Below are 15,155 nucleotides of genomic sequence, written 5' to 3' on the forward strand. Positions count from 1 at the left end.
GGAACGGGGCGCATGGCATTACTCGACGCAATCAGTGCAGACAAAAACATTGTTGACCGGCGAAAACTGCCGCGCAACAAGGATTTGTCCGTTGTGGTTCGCCGCGCCCGCGACCGTCTGATGGAACATGCCGGCATCAGGCACTTCGAACGTGAACTGCTGTTCATGCACACCCGCGCGCTGATCGTCAACGCGGCAATGCTGCCGCTGTTCATCGCCCTGATCGCCGTGGCCGGCGTCCTCGCCGGATTTGGCCGGGACATGGTCGTCTGGGCCGGCATCACGATCGGCCTCTATATGGTGCTCGGCCTTCTCGCCCGCCGCCTGGAAAAAATCGGCATCACCAACGAACAGGTCAAGAACTGGCAGATCATCTATCTCGGCGGCCATTTTCTCACCAGCATGGGATGGGCGTATTTTTCCTTTCTGAGCTGCGCCACCTGCGGCATCAGCCTGTTCCCGGTCATTCAGGCGGTTGTCCTGATCCTGGCCATGGCGATTACCGCCATCATCTGTTCGGCCCTGCGCGCGGCCATCCTCGCGGCATTCACCGTGCCGGTCATCACCTACACGATCCTCGCCACCAGCCATCTGCAGAGCCCGATACAGGCGACGATGGTCATCATGCTGTTTGCCGGGCTGGCCTTCTTCTACCTCGTGGCGACGCGGCTTAACCGCTCGGTATCCGTCTCCCTTGCCCTGCAGGCGGAGAAGGATGCCCTGATCGCCGAGCTGGAAACGGCCAACGCCATGTCCGACGAAGGCCGCCGCCGCGCCGAGGAAGCCAATCTGGCCAAATCCCGTTTTCTCGCCTCCATGAGCCACGAGCTGCGCACGCCGCTCAACGCCATCCTCGGCTTTTCCGAAGTCATGGCCAAGGAAGTGCTCGGGCCGATACAGAACAGCACCTATCGCGAATATGCCGGGGATATCCATGCCTCCGGCGTCCATCTGCTCAACCTCATCAACGAGATCCTCGATCTGAGCCGGATCGAAGCCGGGCGCTACTCCATCAACGAAGAGCCGCTGCTGCTGACCGATATCGCCGAAGAATGCATCCACATGATGGATCTGAAGGCCCGCAACAAGGGGATACGGCTGCTGCCCCAGTTCGAAACCGGCATGTGGCCGATGCAGGCCGACGAGCGCTCCATACGGCAGATCGTCCTCAACCTTTTGGCCAATGCGGTAAAGTTCACTCCGCAGAACGGCCGCATCGACATCAAGGTCGGCTGGACGGCGGGCGGCGGGCAGTATGTCTCGGTGCGCGACAATGGCCCGGGCATCCCGCCGGAGGAAATCCCGGTGGTCCTGTCCGCCTTCGGCCAGGGCTCCATCGCCATCAAGAACGCCGAACAGGGCACGGGCCTTGGCCTGCCCATCGTGCAGGCCCTCGTGCACATGCATGACGGCGAGTTCCACCTCTTCTCCAAATTGCGCGAAGGCACGGAAGCGCTTGCGGTTTTCCCGCGTGCGCGGGTCCTGCAAAATATGGATTCCGCCACGAAATCCGCCGCCGCCAAAAAAGTTGCCTAGAACACTCAGGTTCAATTTATTGTCATTTGCGCGTTATGCGGCACCCCGCCATTGCTGGCCCATTGCAACAGGTTCATATGGGGAAGCTTCATGAACGCAAATGGAAACAACCGTCCTCTGATCATTCCGGCCCTTGGCGGCATCTACACCGGCCTCGCACAATTTTCGGAAACGCTTCTGCGCGTCATTGCCGGCGGTGCACTTGTCGTGCATGGCGCGGGCAAGATCGCCAACCCGTTCGGCGCCATCGAAATGGTCGAGGGCCTGGGCTTTTATCCCGGCGTGTTCTGGTCGCCGCTGTTGGCGGCAACGGAGTTTTTCGGCGGCATCCTGCTGGCGCTCGGCTTCCTGACGCGCCCGGCAGCCTTTGCCACCACCATCGTGCTGGCCGTGACGATCTATTTCCACTGGATCGCGCAGGGTCAGGGCTGGGCAGGTTCGGAAAAATCCATCCTGTGGGCGGCGATCCTGTTCTTCTTTGTCATCCGCGGCGCCAGCAATCATTCGGTCGACGCAAAAATCGGCAAGGAATTCTAGCAAGCATTGCACCGCCGGCACGCGCCCCGCGTGCAGGCGGTATCACTTTGCCCGCTCAGGCAGCAAATCGGGCGATCACCATGCAGACGGCGGTGACCGCCAGCAGACCCGCTGCGATGCGGTGGGATATCTCCGGTTTTTTCCGCAACGCACCCTGCACCCCCGCTGCGGCGATGGCGGTGACTATGCCGATCCCGAGAACCGTCTCGGAGCCCGACAGCCAGCTGCCGTGGTAAAGCCCCATCAGCGTGGCACCGCTCAGAAAGGCCACGGTCGCCGCCCCCATTTGCGGCCGAAAGAACTGCTGGCTTCCCGCACCGCCCGTCCGGGCAAGCGTAAACGTCGATCCCGCCCAGAATATTGATGACAAGACGTGAATGGCGAGCAAAATCATCAGAAAGACTGGCATGATGAACCTCCCTGTTGGCGTATTGACGCGAATTGGTATCTTGATCGATACGATCGGATAATACATAGATATCTAACTGTTCGATGTCAAAGGAATATGATGGAACCCGTACACCCACCCATCGGATTGCTGCTCGCGCGCACGGCCAAAGCTGTCAGCCGTGCCTTCGATGATGCTCTGGCCGTCGAGGGCGGCTCCGTATCGGTCTGGCTTATCCTGCTGGCGCTGATGCGCGGCGGCCACCGGATGCAAGCGGAACTGGCCGATGAGGTCGGCATCCAGGGCCCGACCCTGACGCATCACTTGAATGGCATGGAGGATGCAGGTCTTTTGCTGCGCAAAAGGGAACCGGACAACCGGCGTATCCACCGGATCGAGCTAACCGATGGCGGGCGCGCAATGTTTCATCGCCTGCGGCGTGTCGCCATGGCCTACGACGCGCGGCTGCGCTCCGGCTTTACGGAAGCGGAGCTGGACATGGTGCGGGATTTGCTGGAGCGGCTGGCCGGCAACGCCAATCCAGCCCCCGGATGATTGGCCGGGGGCTGCTGCGCAAAAATCTCAGTCCCGGTTGCTGACGCCTGCCTGGTCGAATGTCGCCATACCGCTGTGGCAGAGCGCCGCCGCCTTGACGATACCGGCGGCGAGCGCCGCACCGGTGCCCTCGCCCAGCCGCATGCCAAGGTCGAGCAATGGCTTCTTGCCCAGCTTTTCCAGAACCTTGCGGTGGCCGGGTTCCGCCGAGACATGGCCGAACAGGCAATGATCGATGGCTTCCGGGTTGGCCGCATGCAGGATCGCGGCGGCCGAGGTCGCGACATAGCCGTCGATGATGACGGGAATTCGTTCAACGCGCGTCGCCAGGATGGCGCCCGCCATCGCCGCGATCTCGCGCCCGCCCAGACGGCGCAGCACCTCCAGCGGATCCTTCAGGTGTGAGCCATGCAGCGCCACCGCCGTGCGCACCGCATCGGCCTTGCGCTTCATGCCGTCACTGGTCGCACCCGTACCGGGTCCGACCCATTCCTCCGCCGTTCCGCCATAGAGGGCGTGGAAAATCGCCGCCGCAATGGTGGTGTTGCCGATACCCATCTCGCCGATACACAGAAGATCCGTGCCACCCGCGATGGATTCCATGCCGAAAGCCATGGTGGCGGCACAGGTCTTTTCGTCCATGGCCGCTTCTTCGGTGATGTCGGCGGTGGGATATTCCAGCGCCAGATCGAAGATTTTCAGGCCGAGATCATTGGCGATGCAGATCTGGTTGATCGCGGCGCCGCCCGCCGCGAAATTTTCCACCATCTGCGCCGTCACCGATGACGGATAGGGCGAAACACCCTTGGCGGTGACGCCGTGATTGCCGGCGAAAACCGCGACCAGCGGCCGCGTCACCTGCGGACGCGAACGGCCTGTCCAGGCGGCCAGCCACTCGACGATCTCTTCCATGCGGCCGAGCGCGCCCGGCGGCTTGGTCAGCGTCGAATCGCGCTTGCGCACGGCGGCGACAGCGGTCTCGTCCGGTCCGGGCAGGGTTTCGATGAGAGTGCGGAAATCGTCAAATGGCAGGCCAGTGGTCATGATGTTCCTTGAACCAAGTCTTCATGGCAAATTATCGATGCACGTCCTATAAGCTTTGGCAGACAAAACGCAAAGGCCATCGGGCGGCATTGAATGTCGCGCCCCGGGCCGCCGGCTTTGCTGAACGGGAACAGGTCATGGAACTGCTGAAGGAAACGATGCGCGCGCTGGCCTTTCTGTCGCGCTGGCCGGTATCGCCGCAATGGTTCGAGGATTATCAGGGCTCGCTGCACGACACGGTGCGCGGCTTTCCGCTCGCGGGCATCTTGATCGCCGTGCCCGCCGCGGTGGTCATCCTTGTCGGACACACCCTCGACCTGCCGGAATTCGTGACCGCGCTGCTGCTGGTCACCACCTCGATCATTGTCACCGGCGCCCTGCACGAGGACGGCCTTGCCGACGCTGCCGACGGCTTCTACGGCGGGAAAACCAGCGCGCGGCGGCTTGAGATCATGAAGGATTCGGCCATCGGCTCCTACGGAACGCTGGCGCTGATCCTCTCCGTACTGCTGCGCATTGCCTTCTACATGGACATTCTCAGCGATCTCAGCCCCATTGCCTCCATCGCCGTTCTCGTGGCGACAGAGGCGGCAAGCCGGGCCGTCCTGGTCAAATTCTGGCAGATGCTTCCTTCCGCCCGCTCCGGTGGCGTTGCCGACAGCGCGGGCACGCCGACGGAAGACGCCGCCAATTTCAGCCTGATCATCGGCGCGGTCATCCTCGTGATCGGCTATGGCGCAGCCGGGGGACCTTTTGCCGTGATCGTACCCGCCTGTCTGGCGGGATTGGTGTTTTATGGCTTTGCAGCCCTCTGCCGCGACAAAATCGGCGGGCAGACCGGCGATACATTGGGCGCCATGCAGCAACTGGCAACGATTTCGCTTTTGCTCGGGCTTGTGATTGCGGTCTAACTGTACCAAATCTGGGATATGAGCACCATCGAGTCACCCTGCATCCTCGTCTGCGCCATCGATATGAAGACCGGCTATTGTTTCGGCTGCGGGCGCACGCGCGAGGAAATCGGGGCGTGGCTGACGATGACGCCGGACAATCGCCGGACGATCATGGCCGGCCTTGCCGCCCGTCTCGACAGCATCGAACGCCGCCCGCGCCGCGAAACCCGGCGCACCCGCATGGCCCGCGAAAAGGAACAGGAGATCTGATGCCCCGCCTGTTCTGGATCATCGTCGCCCTCATCGCCGGAACAACCCTCCTCCTCATCGCCAACAATGGCAGCGGCACGACGCTGGGTCTGGCCAATGACCAGTTCGCGCGCCTTGCCTATATGAGCATCTGGGGCATCGTGATTGCGGCAGGCCTGCTCGGTTCCGGCATCCCGCTCAGCCACTTCCTGCGCAACATGGCGATGTGGCTGGTTATTCTGATGGCTCTGGTTGCCGGTTACCAGTATCGCTATGAACTGCAGGACATCGGTCACCGCGTCACGGCGGGGCTCGTTCCCGGCAGCCCGATTTCCGCAAGGGATGGCGATGGCGGCGTGACAGTAACGCTGGCCAAGGCGGAAAACGGTCACTTCGAGGTCAAGGGCTCGGTCAACAATGCCTCGATCGGCTTCATGGTCGATACCGGCGCATCGTCCATCGTGCTCTCCTATGACGATGCGCGGCGGGCGGGCCTCAATCCGGACAAGCTGGCCTACAGGACGCCGATCATGACGGCGAACGGCGCAGCCACTGCCGCGATCGTGATGCTGGATGAAATCAGGATCGGCGCCATCCTCCGGCGCAACATCCGTGCCATGGTCGCGCAGGAGGGCCGCATGGACGGCAGCCTGCTCGGCATGAATTTCCTCAACACCCTCAGCGGTTTTTCCGTGCGCGGCGATCGCCTGATCCTGTCGGATTAGACGGTTCAGGCGGCCTGGTCGGCCGATCCGGCCTGCACGGCTTCATAGGCACGGCGGATAACACTGCTGTCCGCATCCGGCCTGTTGGCTTCCGTGGACAGAATCTGGCGCCAGCGCCGCGCACCGGCTGCGCCGTGGAACATGCCGACCATGTGGCGGGCTATGTGCGAGACGCGCCCGCCCTGCCGCACATGCTCATCCGCATAGGCGCACATATGGTCGATGATCGCATCGACCGATGCGGCCGGACGGGCATCGCCATAGATCGCCCTGTCCACATCGGCGAGCAACATGGGATTGTTGTAGGCGGCGCGGCCGAGCATGACACCATCCACATGATTCAAATGCTGAAGCGCTTCATCGAGCGTCTGAATACCGCCATTGATCCCGATGAATTGACTCGGGTTTTGCCGCTTGAGCCGGTAGACGCGGTCATAATCCAGCGGCGGAATATCCCGGTTCTCCTTCGGTGAAAGCCCCTTGAGCCAGGCTTTGCGCGCATGCACCCACAGGGCATCGGCCCCGGCCGCGAACACGCCGCCAGCGAGATCGTCGAGCGCCGGTTCAATATCCTGATCATCGACGCCGATCCGGCATTTGACCGTGACCGGGATCGACACCGACCGCTTCATCGCCGCGACGCAATCGGCCACCAGACCGGGCGTTTTCATCAGGCAGGCACCGAACGTGCCGGACTGCACGCGGTCCGACGGGCAGCCGACATTCAGGTTGATCTCGCGGTAACCGAAGGCTTCCCCTACCCGCGCCGCTTCGGCGAGCTTGGCCGGATCGGAGCCGCCGAGCTGCAAGGCAACGGGGTGCTCGGCGCTGGAAAAACCCAGGAGCCGTTCGCGATTGCCGTGGATGGCCGCATCCGCCACGATCATTTCCGTGTAGAGCAAGGCATGGCGCGTGAACTGGCGGTGCAGCGTCCGGCAATGGCGATCGGTCCAATCGATCATCGGCGCAACCGCAAAGCGGTTGTGCGTGTAGCCATTGTTCTGTTCAGCCGTCATTGCCACGTCCGGATGCTTTCGATTGGTGTTGGCGCGTTTGCACAATTCGTGATCGGCAACGTGACGGTCAAACGGCCGAATTTGCCCGGCCATCGCCACAGATTGCGCCGCTCCTCATAATGCGCGGCGGTCGTTTTGTCCACCGGAGCATGGCTTTCGCGCCACAATGCCCCGGCCTGATAGGATACATTCAGTAGCGTGATAAAACCGCAACAAAGTCTATCGAACCGCCGGTTCGGCATTTTTCAGTTTTACACCGTCATAAAAACCGGCCTAAAACAGATTCATCGATTTGCATGGAGGTTCCCGATGAACATCAAAGCTATTCTTCTTGGCTCGGCGGCGGCGTTGGTTGCCGTTACTGGCGCCCGCGCAGCGGATGCTATCGTGGTGGCGCAGCCGGAACCGGTTGAGTATGTTCGCGTCTGCGATGCTTATGGCAAGGGCTTCTTCTATATCCCCGGTACTGAAACCTGCCTGAAGATCGGCGGCTATGTGCGCTACGATGTCGGCGCGGGTGACAATGTCTACCGCGGCGGCGAGTTCGGCACCTGGAACAAGCATCTGCGCACGGAAATCCGCTTCGATGCCCGCTCGGAAACCGAACTCGGCACGTTGCGTTCCTACATCCAGACCCGTTTCGAATACACCAATGGCGTGAACAGCGGCGGCACCATTCCGCAGGCCTTCATTGAGCTTGGCGGCTTCCGCATCGGTGTTGCCGACGAAATCTTCGGCTCATGGACCAACTACGCCGGCAACATCATCAATGACGATGTGATCAACTACAACAGCTGGGCGAGCAACCAGGTCAGCTATACCTATGCCGCGGGCAATGGCTTCTCGGTCATCGTCGCCGCCGAACAGGGTTCGACCAATGACGGCTATTCCGGCTATGTCATCGACAGCTACCTGCCGCACCTGATGGGTGGCGTGAAGTTCGAGCAGGGTTGGGGCGGTGTCAGTGCGATCGGCGGTTATGACTCCAACGTCGAAGAATTCGCCGGCAAGTTGCGCTTCGACCTGAAGTTCACCGATACGTTCTCGGCCTTCGTCATGGGCGGCTATCAGTCCGGCTACGACACCACCCGCGTCAACCGCAACTTCCTCGCGCCATGGCATGGCGACTGGGCGGCCTGGGGCGGACTGGCCGCCAAGGTTTCCGACAAGGCAACTATCAACGGTCTCGTCGGCTATGAATCGGAAGGCACCGTTGCTGCGGCATTGAACGTTGCTTACGAGCTCGTCCCCGGCTTCACCATCACACCGGAAGTGAACTACACCAAGTTTGACGGCGACCGGAAGGACACCTCGCTTGCCAATGGCGGCAACGACGATGCTTTCGGCGGTACGATCCGCTTCCAGCGCAATTTCTAGGAAGACCGAAGAGTAAACAAAACCGGGGGCTTGCCCCCGGTTTTTGCATGTCCGGATAAGTCTGGTTCATATCTGCTCGGAAACGGCGGCAAAGGCCGATGATTTCCTCAGCACAGCGACGAAGGCGCTGCCCGCAACGGCAACCTCGCCGGAATTGTCGATCATGACGGCATCGGAGGGATCGCACGGGTTTGGCGCAGCCCGCATCAGGCGGCGCTTGATTTCCTCGGCGTCCTCGCGGCCGCGCGCGGCCAGACGCTGCGCCAGAACCTCGGGCGACGCGGTAATGTGCACGACGATGAAATTGGCATAGGACTGGCGCAACGCCGGCAGGACACCGCGCGACACATTGGCAATGGCCACCGCGCCCTGTTCCACCTGCTGGTCCACCGAGACGGGCAAGCCGTAGCGCAAACCGTGGGCCTCCCAGCAATGGCAGAACGCCCCTGCCCGCTGCGCGGCCAGAAACTCTTCCTCACCCAGGCTGTCATGGTCTTCCGCATCGACCGTCGATGGCCGTGTCACCACCCGGCGCACGAAATGGAAATCCGGCTGGCCGCGCAATGCGTCGCGGGCAAAATCCATGATCGTGTCCTTGCCCGCCCCGCTCGGGCCGACAACGGCGACAAACACGCCGTTGCGCAACGGCGCCGAAGCCGGATTGAGTGCGCGTTCGATCGTTGCCGCTGCCATCAGACCACCCGGCGGCCTTCGCGCCACACCGTGCGGACGACCGGAATGTGCTCGTCAACCCGGACCCGCACCAGATCGGCGCGCTTGCCGACTTCAATGACACCGCGGTCGTCGAAACCGACCGCCTCGGCCGGGTTCTTGGTCACCAGCCGCACCGCATCCGGCAGGGTAATCCCCTCAACCACGTCGCTCAGGAAGAAGGTCGACTGGATCAGGCTGAACGGAATATAGTCGGAGGACAGGATGTCGAGGTGGCCATGTTCGACCAGCTCACGCGCCGAAACATTGCCGGAATGCGAACCGCCGCGAACGACGTTCGGCGCGCCCATCAGCACGGCAAGGCCCGCCTGCTTCGAGGCAGCCGCCGCTTCCAGCGTCGTCGGGAATTCCGCAACGTGGATGCCCTGCTCAACCGCTTCATCCACATGGGCTGTCGTCGCGTCGTCATGGCTGGCCAGCACGATGCCGCGCTCGCGGCACAGATCGGAAATGGCTTTCCGGTGCGGTGCGGAATGGCGGGCCGATTCCTCCATGCGCTGTTCGCAGAACACGTTGAACTCAAGGTCGGACAGCTTCAGCTTGCGCTGGTAGTAATAGGCATAGGTTTCCAGGTCGACGAACTGACGCTGGCCCGGCGCATGATCCATCAGCGAGGCCAGGCGCACGCGGCTGTCATTGTCGAAATAATGGAACCCGTCGAGGCAGTCGGCGACCGACACTTCGCAGCGCAGATGGAAATAGTGATCCGCTCGCAGGCGATCCTGCTGCACGCTGTCTTCGATGGCGTCGGCCAGCTTGCGGATTTCCTGGGCGGACATGTCCGCATCGCGGTCAAGGCCGATGCGCAGCGCATCGAGAACCGTGGTGATACCGGATGAGGCAATCTGCGCATCATGCGCAAGCACAGCTGCAATCGGATTCCAGCGCACGCGCGGACGCGGCGCGTAGTGGCCTTCCAGATGGTCCGTGTGCAGTTCGACAAGCCCCGGAATGAGATAGTCGCCGTCAAAATCCTCGCCGCCCGCTGCCGTCCCGGTTGAAATATCGGCAATCTTGCCGTCACGGATCAGGACAGATCCCTTGATGACGTCATCTTCGAGAACGATTTGCGCGTTGTTCAGGATCAATTCGGCGGACATGATCAGGCAGTCTTTCTACGGTTGGTTCCGGCCAGCGGATGCAGCGAGTGAATTTCAAAGGGGAAGCCCGGCTCGGCTTCCGTAAACAAAGCGAGATTGTTGATTTCGACTGGCTCTTCGAGGACTGGCTCCAAGAATTCACTCAGAATACGTTCGATTTTGGGCCGGTCACGCTCGGGAACCGGACCTGTCAGGGTCATATGGAAGCGGAAATCCTCAAAAACATAGGGATAGCCCCATTGTTCCAGATTGCGGCGCTGGGCCGGCGACAGGTTTTCCGGGTTGCGCCGCTTGATCTCCGCATCGCTCGGCGGCGCGCGGAAACGGTCGAAGGCCACCGTCACGTCATTGGCCAGCTGGTTCAGCCTGTCCACCGGTTCCTCCGGCACGAGGGCGAAAAACCCGTCAAGATTGGCGATCGTCAGCTTGGGAATTTCGACGGGTTCGATGGAGGAGGCAAAATGCATGAGGGCCGAGAGAAGCTCGCGCTCTTCGATCCCGTCAGCCAGATGGAACGGCGCCTTCAGCGTTGCATGGAAACCGTAGCGGCGCGCCGACTCGGTCAGCTGGGCAAAATCCTCATGCGCCAGATCGCGGATCTGCGGCGGCCGCACCGGCTGGCCGGTGAAGGCGTTGCGGCCAAGCCAGTTCGCCGCCACTTTCAATAGCGGGTCGGCCGATGGCGGCGTGAAATAGATTGCATAGCGCATGGATGATTCCTCTGGAACAGTCTCGCGTTACGCTTCAAATATGACAAGCCTTTGAACGTCGAGATTTAATGTTGTGTCTTCCCGCTTAAACGGGAGCGCAGGGCGTTGGATATGCCGTCAAAAATGAATATCACAACGAGGATGAGGACGACCATATAGGCGACATTGTGCCAGTTGGTGTTGGTGCGCATCGCTTCCCACAATTTCAGGCCGATGCCGCCCGCCCCCATGGCACCGATGATGGTGGCCGAGCGGGTGTTGGATTCCCAGAAATACAGCGCCTGGCTGGCGAAAACCGGCAGAACCTGCGGCAGGACACCGTAGCGCTGCACATTGGCCGGCGACGCGCCGACGGACTTGACGCCCTCGCGCTGCTTGTCGTCGATGTTTTCAAGCGTTTCCGAATAGACCTTGCCCAGCGTGCCGGTGTCGGTGAAGAAGATCGCCGAAATACCCGCCAGCGGTCCCGGGCCGAAGGCGCGGGTGAAGAACAGCGCCCAGATCAGCATATCAACCGAGCGCAGGAAGTCGAAGAAGCGCTTGGTGATCTGGTTGGCAAAGACATTCGGCGTGATGTTGCGCGCGGCAATGAAGGCCAGCGGAAACGACAGCAGCGACGCCATCAGCGTGCCCATGAAGGCCATGACGATGGTCTGCAGCAGTTTTGTCCAGACATCGCCGTGCTGCCATGAGGAGTTGAACCAGATATTGTCGAAGGCAAGCGATGCATTCGACATCTCAGGCTTGATGCGCTCGCCGCTGACGATCAGCGAGGCCACCTCGCCAAAGGACTTGCCCCAGAACGGCGAACTCGTATCGAAGACGAAATTCGCCCAGCCGAGGAACCGGCGGCTCACCACGACCCGCTGCGGAATGATGTCGGCCTGCCCGGCAAAGCCGAAACTCACCGTCACCTGGTCTTCCTTCAGGGTTGCCCAGCCCGGCAGCGGCCCTTGCGGCTTGGCGCCGTCTGCCGCCAGCAGCACCGTCAGGGTCTCGCCGCCCCGCGTGACGATCACGCGCTGATCGTTGATGTCGAGCTTCTTGTCCGAACCGAAGAGGACGGCGACATTGTTGCCGTCCTTCACCACCCAGCTCGGGTTCGGATTGTCGCCCAGCTCGGAAAACCGGGGATAGCTGACGGTCGCGCCAGTCGGCCCCGGCCGAACCGTAGTCTTGATGGCATAGGACACCCAATCGCGGGCGTAGAGTTCGGCACGCTGCCACTGGCCGCCGGCAAGCACGGTGCCGATGGAAAAGAACCACCAGCAATAGAACACATAGGCCACGATGCCCGCTGCAATCAGCACAGGCATGAAACGGCGCCAGAACGGCGGATTGAAAACGGCGGGATACCGCGTCTCGAAATCGGCAATGGTGTCGGCTGTGATAGCGCTCATGATAGTATCCTAACCACCGACAGTGAAGGCCTGCTCGCCCACGAGGCGGCGGCGCAGCCATGCGGAAAACTGATCCACGGCAATGATCGTCACGAACAGGAGCAGGATGATCGCCAGCGTCTTGGCCTGATGCCCGCGTCCGATGGACAGACGCAGCTCCTCGCCGATACCGCCGCCGCCAACGGCGCCGATGATGGTCGAGGCGCGCACGTTGATCTCAAGCCGCAGCAGCGCATAGGACATGAAATTCGGCATGACCTGCGGCACGATGCCAAAGCCCACCCGCTCGAACCAGTTGGCACCGACGGCGCGCAGCCCCTCATCCGCCTTCATGTCGGCATTCTCGACGACTTCGAAGAACAGTTTGCCGAGAGCGCCGATCGTGTGGATGCCGACGGCGAACATCGCAGGGATCGGCCCAAGAGACAGGATGGCCGCAAAGAAACCGGCAATGACGATTTCCGGAAAGGCGCGCAGGATTTCCATGTAACGGCGTGCGGCAAACCGGATGAACCGGTTCTTCACGAGATTCTTGGCCGCGAGAAAGCAGATCATGAAACCGAAAATGAAACCGGCGAGTGTCGCCAGAATCGCGATATTGAGCGTTTCCAGCATCTTGTAGAAATATTCGGGCATGTAGAACCCGCCGAAGAGATAGACCCGCCCTTCGGGATAGTCATATTTCAGGCTTCCGTCGAAATAGGGCGACGGCAGATCGAACATGGCGCGCCAGACTTCCCATCCGTCGCGCGGAACCAGATCACCGGCAAAATCGAAGAGATGCGGCAAACGGTCGAAGAACTTGCCCGCATTGGATTCATTGGCAAACCACAGGGACCCGGCAATGGTGACCAGCAGTCCTATGGCGATGATCCAGCTATAGGCACGGCGGCGTCCGGCAAGCTCCTGCCAGTGCCGTTCGATCTGGATGCCGTCGGACGACAACTCAGGGGAAGCGGTTCTGCTCATTGCAAACATCCTTCAAGGTGCCGCAAACAAAATCACGGCCAGATCCGCAGAACTGGCCGTGATGATGTGTGTCTGGCTTATCCGCCGATCTGCGCTTTGCGGGCGTCGATGATGGGCTGATAGAACTGGGTGTTGACCTCAGTATAGCTCTTGAAATCGCCGCCCATGGTGGCTGCGAAGCAGGCAGGATCGCTCTTCGGCAGATCGAGCATGAAGGCCTTGAACTTGTTCTTCAGGTCGGCATCCAGCGAGGTGCGGATAACGATCGGGCCGTTCGGGATCAGCGGCGACTTCCAGAGTTCGACGAAATCCTTCATGTCGATCAGGCCCTTGTCGACCATCTTGCGCAGATTGCCTGACGTGTAGCCTTCGTCGAACTTGCCGACGCCGGAGCCGAATGTCGTGCCGGCATCGAACTTGCCATCCTTGACGGCGAGAACGAGGTTTTCATGACCGCCGCCGAAACCGGTTTCGGAGAAGTATTCCTTGACCGAGGTCTTGATGTCCTTCGGCAGCGAGGTAACGGGGATCAGGTAACCGGATGTGGAGTCAGGATCGGCAAAGCCGAGCTTCTTGCCCTTCATGTCGGCCAGCGTCTTGATGCCGCTGTCCTTGCGGGCAACCATGATCGAGTAGTAACCGGTCGCGCCGTCGGTCTGGACGGTGGTCAGGATCGGTTCGACAGCCTTCGGATTGGTCAGATAGATCTTGGCAAAGCCAGAAGCGCCCAGTTCCGCATAGTCGAGGGTGCCGCCGAGCAGGCCCTGGATGACGCCATCATAATCCGTCGCCGGGAACAGCTTGACGTCCTTGACGCCGAGAACCTTTGGCAGCTTGTCGACGATGCACTGGTAGTTGCGCAGGCGGTCTGCTTCGTTTTCGCCGCCGATGATACCGACGCGAAAGGTCTCAAGGTTTTCGGCACGAGCCATCGAGCCTGCAAACACGGCGCTGATTGCAATCGCACCCATAAGGGCTTTCTTAAGCAACATGACTATCTCTCCTGTCAAAGCTTCCAGAGTTTTTTATGTGGACTTGAGCCCGTTACGTGGGCAAGCCGATCCGTTTGCGCTCAACGCGCGGCCAATATGGCCTCTAATTCGGGGATTGGTGTCGGCGCATGACGCGCAATGCTTGTAGATGTGATGGCTTCCGAGAAAGCATCCTTCAGGCCATCAGCACCATAGATGCGGCGCGCTGCAGCCTCGGTCAGATCGTCCGGCGTTCCGTCGAAAACCACCTTGCCGCCCTGCATGCCGATGATGCGCTCGCAGAAATGCCGCGCCGTATCGAGCGTATGCAGGTTGGTGATGACGGTGAGACCCTCTTTTTCATTGATGTCACGCAAGGATTCCATCACCACCTGCGCATTGCGCGGATCGAGGGAGGCGATGGGTTCGTCGGCGAGAATGACTTTGGGGTTCTGCATCAGCGCCCGGGCGATGGCGACCCGCTGCTGCTGTCCGCCGGAGAGTGTTCCGGCCCGCTGCAGGGCGGTTTTGGCAATATCGAGCCGCTCGAGGGCGGCGATTGCCATGGCACGTTCTTCGCGTGAGAATATGCCGAGAAGGCTTTTGATGGTGGATCGGTGGTTCAGGCGCCCAAGGAGGACATTGGTCAGGACATCGAGGCGGGGAACAAGGTTGAACTGCTGAAAGATCATCGCGCAATCGCGTTGCCAGGTTCGCAGCGCCGAGCCGTTGAGCTTGGCCACATCCTTGCCGTCGAAGATGATCGACCCTTCGGACGGGTCGATCAGGCGGTTGATCATGCGCAGCAGCGTCGACTTGCCTGCACCCGAGCGACCGATGACTCCGACCATCTGCCCCTGCGGGATTTCAACATTGACATTGTCGATGGCAATATTGCTGCCAAAACGACGCGTCACGTTTTCAATCTTCAGCATAGGCCAATCCTTGTTGGT

General features: G+C 61.0%; 17 protein-coding genes. 7 read left to right on the forward strand and 10 right to left on the reverse strand.

Annotated features, from left to right (window positions below; genetic code table 11):
* The first annotated feature begins 12 nt into the window (after window positions 1-12).
* On the forward strand, window positions 13-1,536 hold the full coding sequence (locus AC1Q5O_RS08565; RefSeq protein WP_492562399.1) for a sensor histidine kinase: 1,524 nt from the start codon (window positions 13-15) through the stop codon (window positions 1,534-1,536).
* A 90-nt stretch (window positions 1,537-1,626) separates the two neighbouring features.
* Window positions 1,627-2,073 (forward strand): DoxX family protein, encoded by a 447-nt coding sequence (locus AC1Q5O_RS08570; protein WP_492562400.1) that lies wholly within the window; start codon window positions 1,627-1,629, stop codon window positions 2,071-2,073.
* 55 nt (window positions 2,074-2,128) lie between these two features.
* Here the strand turns inward: AC1Q5O_RS08570 and AC1Q5O_RS08575 are convergent, their stop codons facing one another.
* Window positions 2,129-2,482 (reverse strand): hypothetical protein, encoded by a 354-nt coding sequence (locus AC1Q5O_RS08575; protein ID WP_463012194.1) that lies wholly within the window; start codon window positions 2,480-2,482, stop codon window positions 2,129-2,131.
* A gap of 99 nt (window positions 2,483-2,581) precedes the next feature.
* On the opposite strand from AC1Q5O_RS08575, the gene AC1Q5O_RS08580 reads away from it, so the two are divergent.
* Window positions 2,582-3,016 carry a MarR family winged helix-turn-helix transcriptional regulator gene (locus tag AC1Q5O_RS08580; protein WP_492562401.1) on the forward strand — a complete coding sequence of 145 codons (435 nt, stop codon included), beginning with the start codon at window positions 2,582-2,584 and terminating at the stop codon, window positions 3,014-3,016.
* Between the two features lie 27 nt (window positions 3,017-3,043).
* Here AC1Q5O_RS08580 and cobT read toward each other — a convergent pair whose 3' ends face one another.
* Window positions 3,044-4,063, reverse strand: coding sequence for a nicotinate-nucleotide--dimethylbenzimidazole phosphoribosyltransferase (cobT, locus tag AC1Q5O_RS08585; RefSeq protein ID WP_492563119.1), 1,020 nt, complete (start codon window positions 4,061-4,063; stop codon window positions 3,044-3,046).
* Window positions 4,064-4,197: 134 nt separating this feature from the next.
* Here cobT and AC1Q5O_RS08590 point away from each other — a divergent pair, with 134 nt between their 5' ends.
* Genes AC1Q5O_RS08590 through AC1Q5O_RS08600 form a run of 3 tightly spaced genes read left to right on the forward strand, consistent with a single transcriptional unit; the run spans window position 4,198 to window position 5,927 of the window.
* Complete coding sequence (locus AC1Q5O_RS08590) at window positions 4,198-4,971, forward strand: adenosylcobinamide-GDP ribazoletransferase (protein WP_464661079.1); 774 nt, start codon at window positions 4,198-4,200, stop codon at window positions 4,969-4,971.
* 18 nt (window positions 4,972-4,989) lie between these two features.
* Window positions 4,990-5,223, forward strand: coding sequence for a DUF1289 domain-containing protein (locus AC1Q5O_RS08595; protein ID WP_223612885.1), 234 nt, complete (start codon window positions 4,990-4,992; stop codon window positions 5,221-5,223).
* Complete coding sequence (locus tag AC1Q5O_RS08600) at window positions 5,223-5,927, forward strand: TIGR02281 family clan AA aspartic protease (RefSeq protein ID WP_223612884.1); 705 nt, start codon at window positions 5,223-5,225, stop codon at window positions 5,925-5,927. The genes AC1Q5O_RS08595 and AC1Q5O_RS08600 overlap by 1 nt, the downstream gene beginning before the upstream one ends.
* A 5-nt stretch (window positions 5,928-5,932) precedes the next feature.
* Here the strand turns inward: AC1Q5O_RS08600 and dusA are convergent, their stop codons facing one another.
* Window positions 5,933-6,943 carry a tRNA dihydrouridine(20/20a) synthase DusA gene (gene dusA, locus AC1Q5O_RS08605; RefSeq protein ID WP_492562403.1) on the reverse strand — a complete coding sequence of 337 codons (1,011 nt, stop codon included), beginning with the start codon at window positions 6,941-6,943 and terminating at the stop codon, window positions 5,933-5,935.
* A 309-nt stretch (window positions 6,944-7,252) separates the two neighbouring features.
* On the opposite strand from dusA, the gene AC1Q5O_RS08610 reads away from it, so the two are divergent.
* A complete protein-coding gene (locus AC1Q5O_RS08610) occupies window positions 7,253-8,320 on the forward strand; it encodes a porin (protein ID WP_492562405.1) in 1,068 nt (355 codons plus the stop codon).
* A gap of 66 nt (window positions 8,321-8,386) precedes the next feature.
* Here the strand turns inward: AC1Q5O_RS08610 and phnN are convergent, their stop codons facing one another.
* From phnN to phnC, 7 genes are all read right to left on the reverse strand, one after another.
* The gene (gene phnN, locus AC1Q5O_RS08615) at window positions 8,387-9,016 is read right to left on the reverse strand and encodes a phosphonate metabolism protein/1,5-bisphosphokinase (PRPP-forming) PhnN (protein WP_426136935.1); all 630 of its coding nucleotides are present in this window, start codon (window positions 9,014-9,016) and stop codon (window positions 8,387-8,389) included.
* The gene (locus AC1Q5O_RS08620) at window positions 9,013-10,152 is read right to left on the reverse strand and encodes an alpha-D-ribose 1-methylphosphonate 5-triphosphate diphosphatase (protein WP_492562407.1); all 1,140 of its coding nucleotides are present in this window, start codon (window positions 10,150-10,152) and stop codon (window positions 9,013-9,015) included. Before AC1Q5O_RS08620 ends, phnN begins: the two co-directional genes overlap by 4 nt.
* Window positions 10,153-10,154: 2 nt before the next feature.
* Window positions 10,155-10,862, reverse strand: a complete 708-nt coding sequence (locus AC1Q5O_RS08625; RefSeq protein WP_492562409.1) for a DUF1045 domain-containing protein — start codon at window positions 10,860-10,862, stop codon at window positions 10,155-10,157.
* A 65-nt stretch (window positions 10,863-10,927) separates the two neighbouring features.
* On the reverse strand, window positions 10,928-12,262 hold the full coding sequence (gene phnE, locus AC1Q5O_RS08630) for a phosphonate ABC transporter, permease protein PhnE (protein WP_492562411.1): 1,335 nt from the start codon (window positions 12,260-12,262) through the stop codon (window positions 10,928-10,930).
* Between the two features lie 9 nt (window positions 12,263-12,271).
* Window positions 12,272-13,231 carry a phosphonate ABC transporter, permease protein PhnE gene (gene phnE, locus AC1Q5O_RS08635; protein ID WP_223612878.1) on the reverse strand — a complete coding sequence of 320 codons (960 nt, stop codon included), beginning with the start codon at window positions 13,229-13,231 and terminating at the stop codon, window positions 12,272-12,274.
* Between the two features lie 77 nt (window positions 13,232-13,308).
* Window positions 13,309-14,220 (reverse strand): phosphonate ABC transporter substrate-binding protein, encoded by a 912-nt coding sequence (phnD, locus tag AC1Q5O_RS08640; protein WP_223613473.1) that lies wholly within the window; start codon window positions 14,218-14,220, stop codon window positions 13,309-13,311.
* A gap of 83 nt (window positions 14,221-14,303) precedes the next feature.
* Window positions 14,304-15,137 (reverse strand): phosphonate ABC transporter ATP-binding protein, encoded by an 834-nt coding sequence (phnC, locus tag AC1Q5O_RS08645; RefSeq protein ID WP_223612877.1) that lies wholly within the window; start codon window positions 15,135-15,137, stop codon window positions 14,304-14,306.
* Window positions 15,138-15,155 lie beyond the last annotated feature (18 nt).

The sequence above is a fragment of the Phyllobacterium sp. MT110 genome (assembly GCF_058792715.1).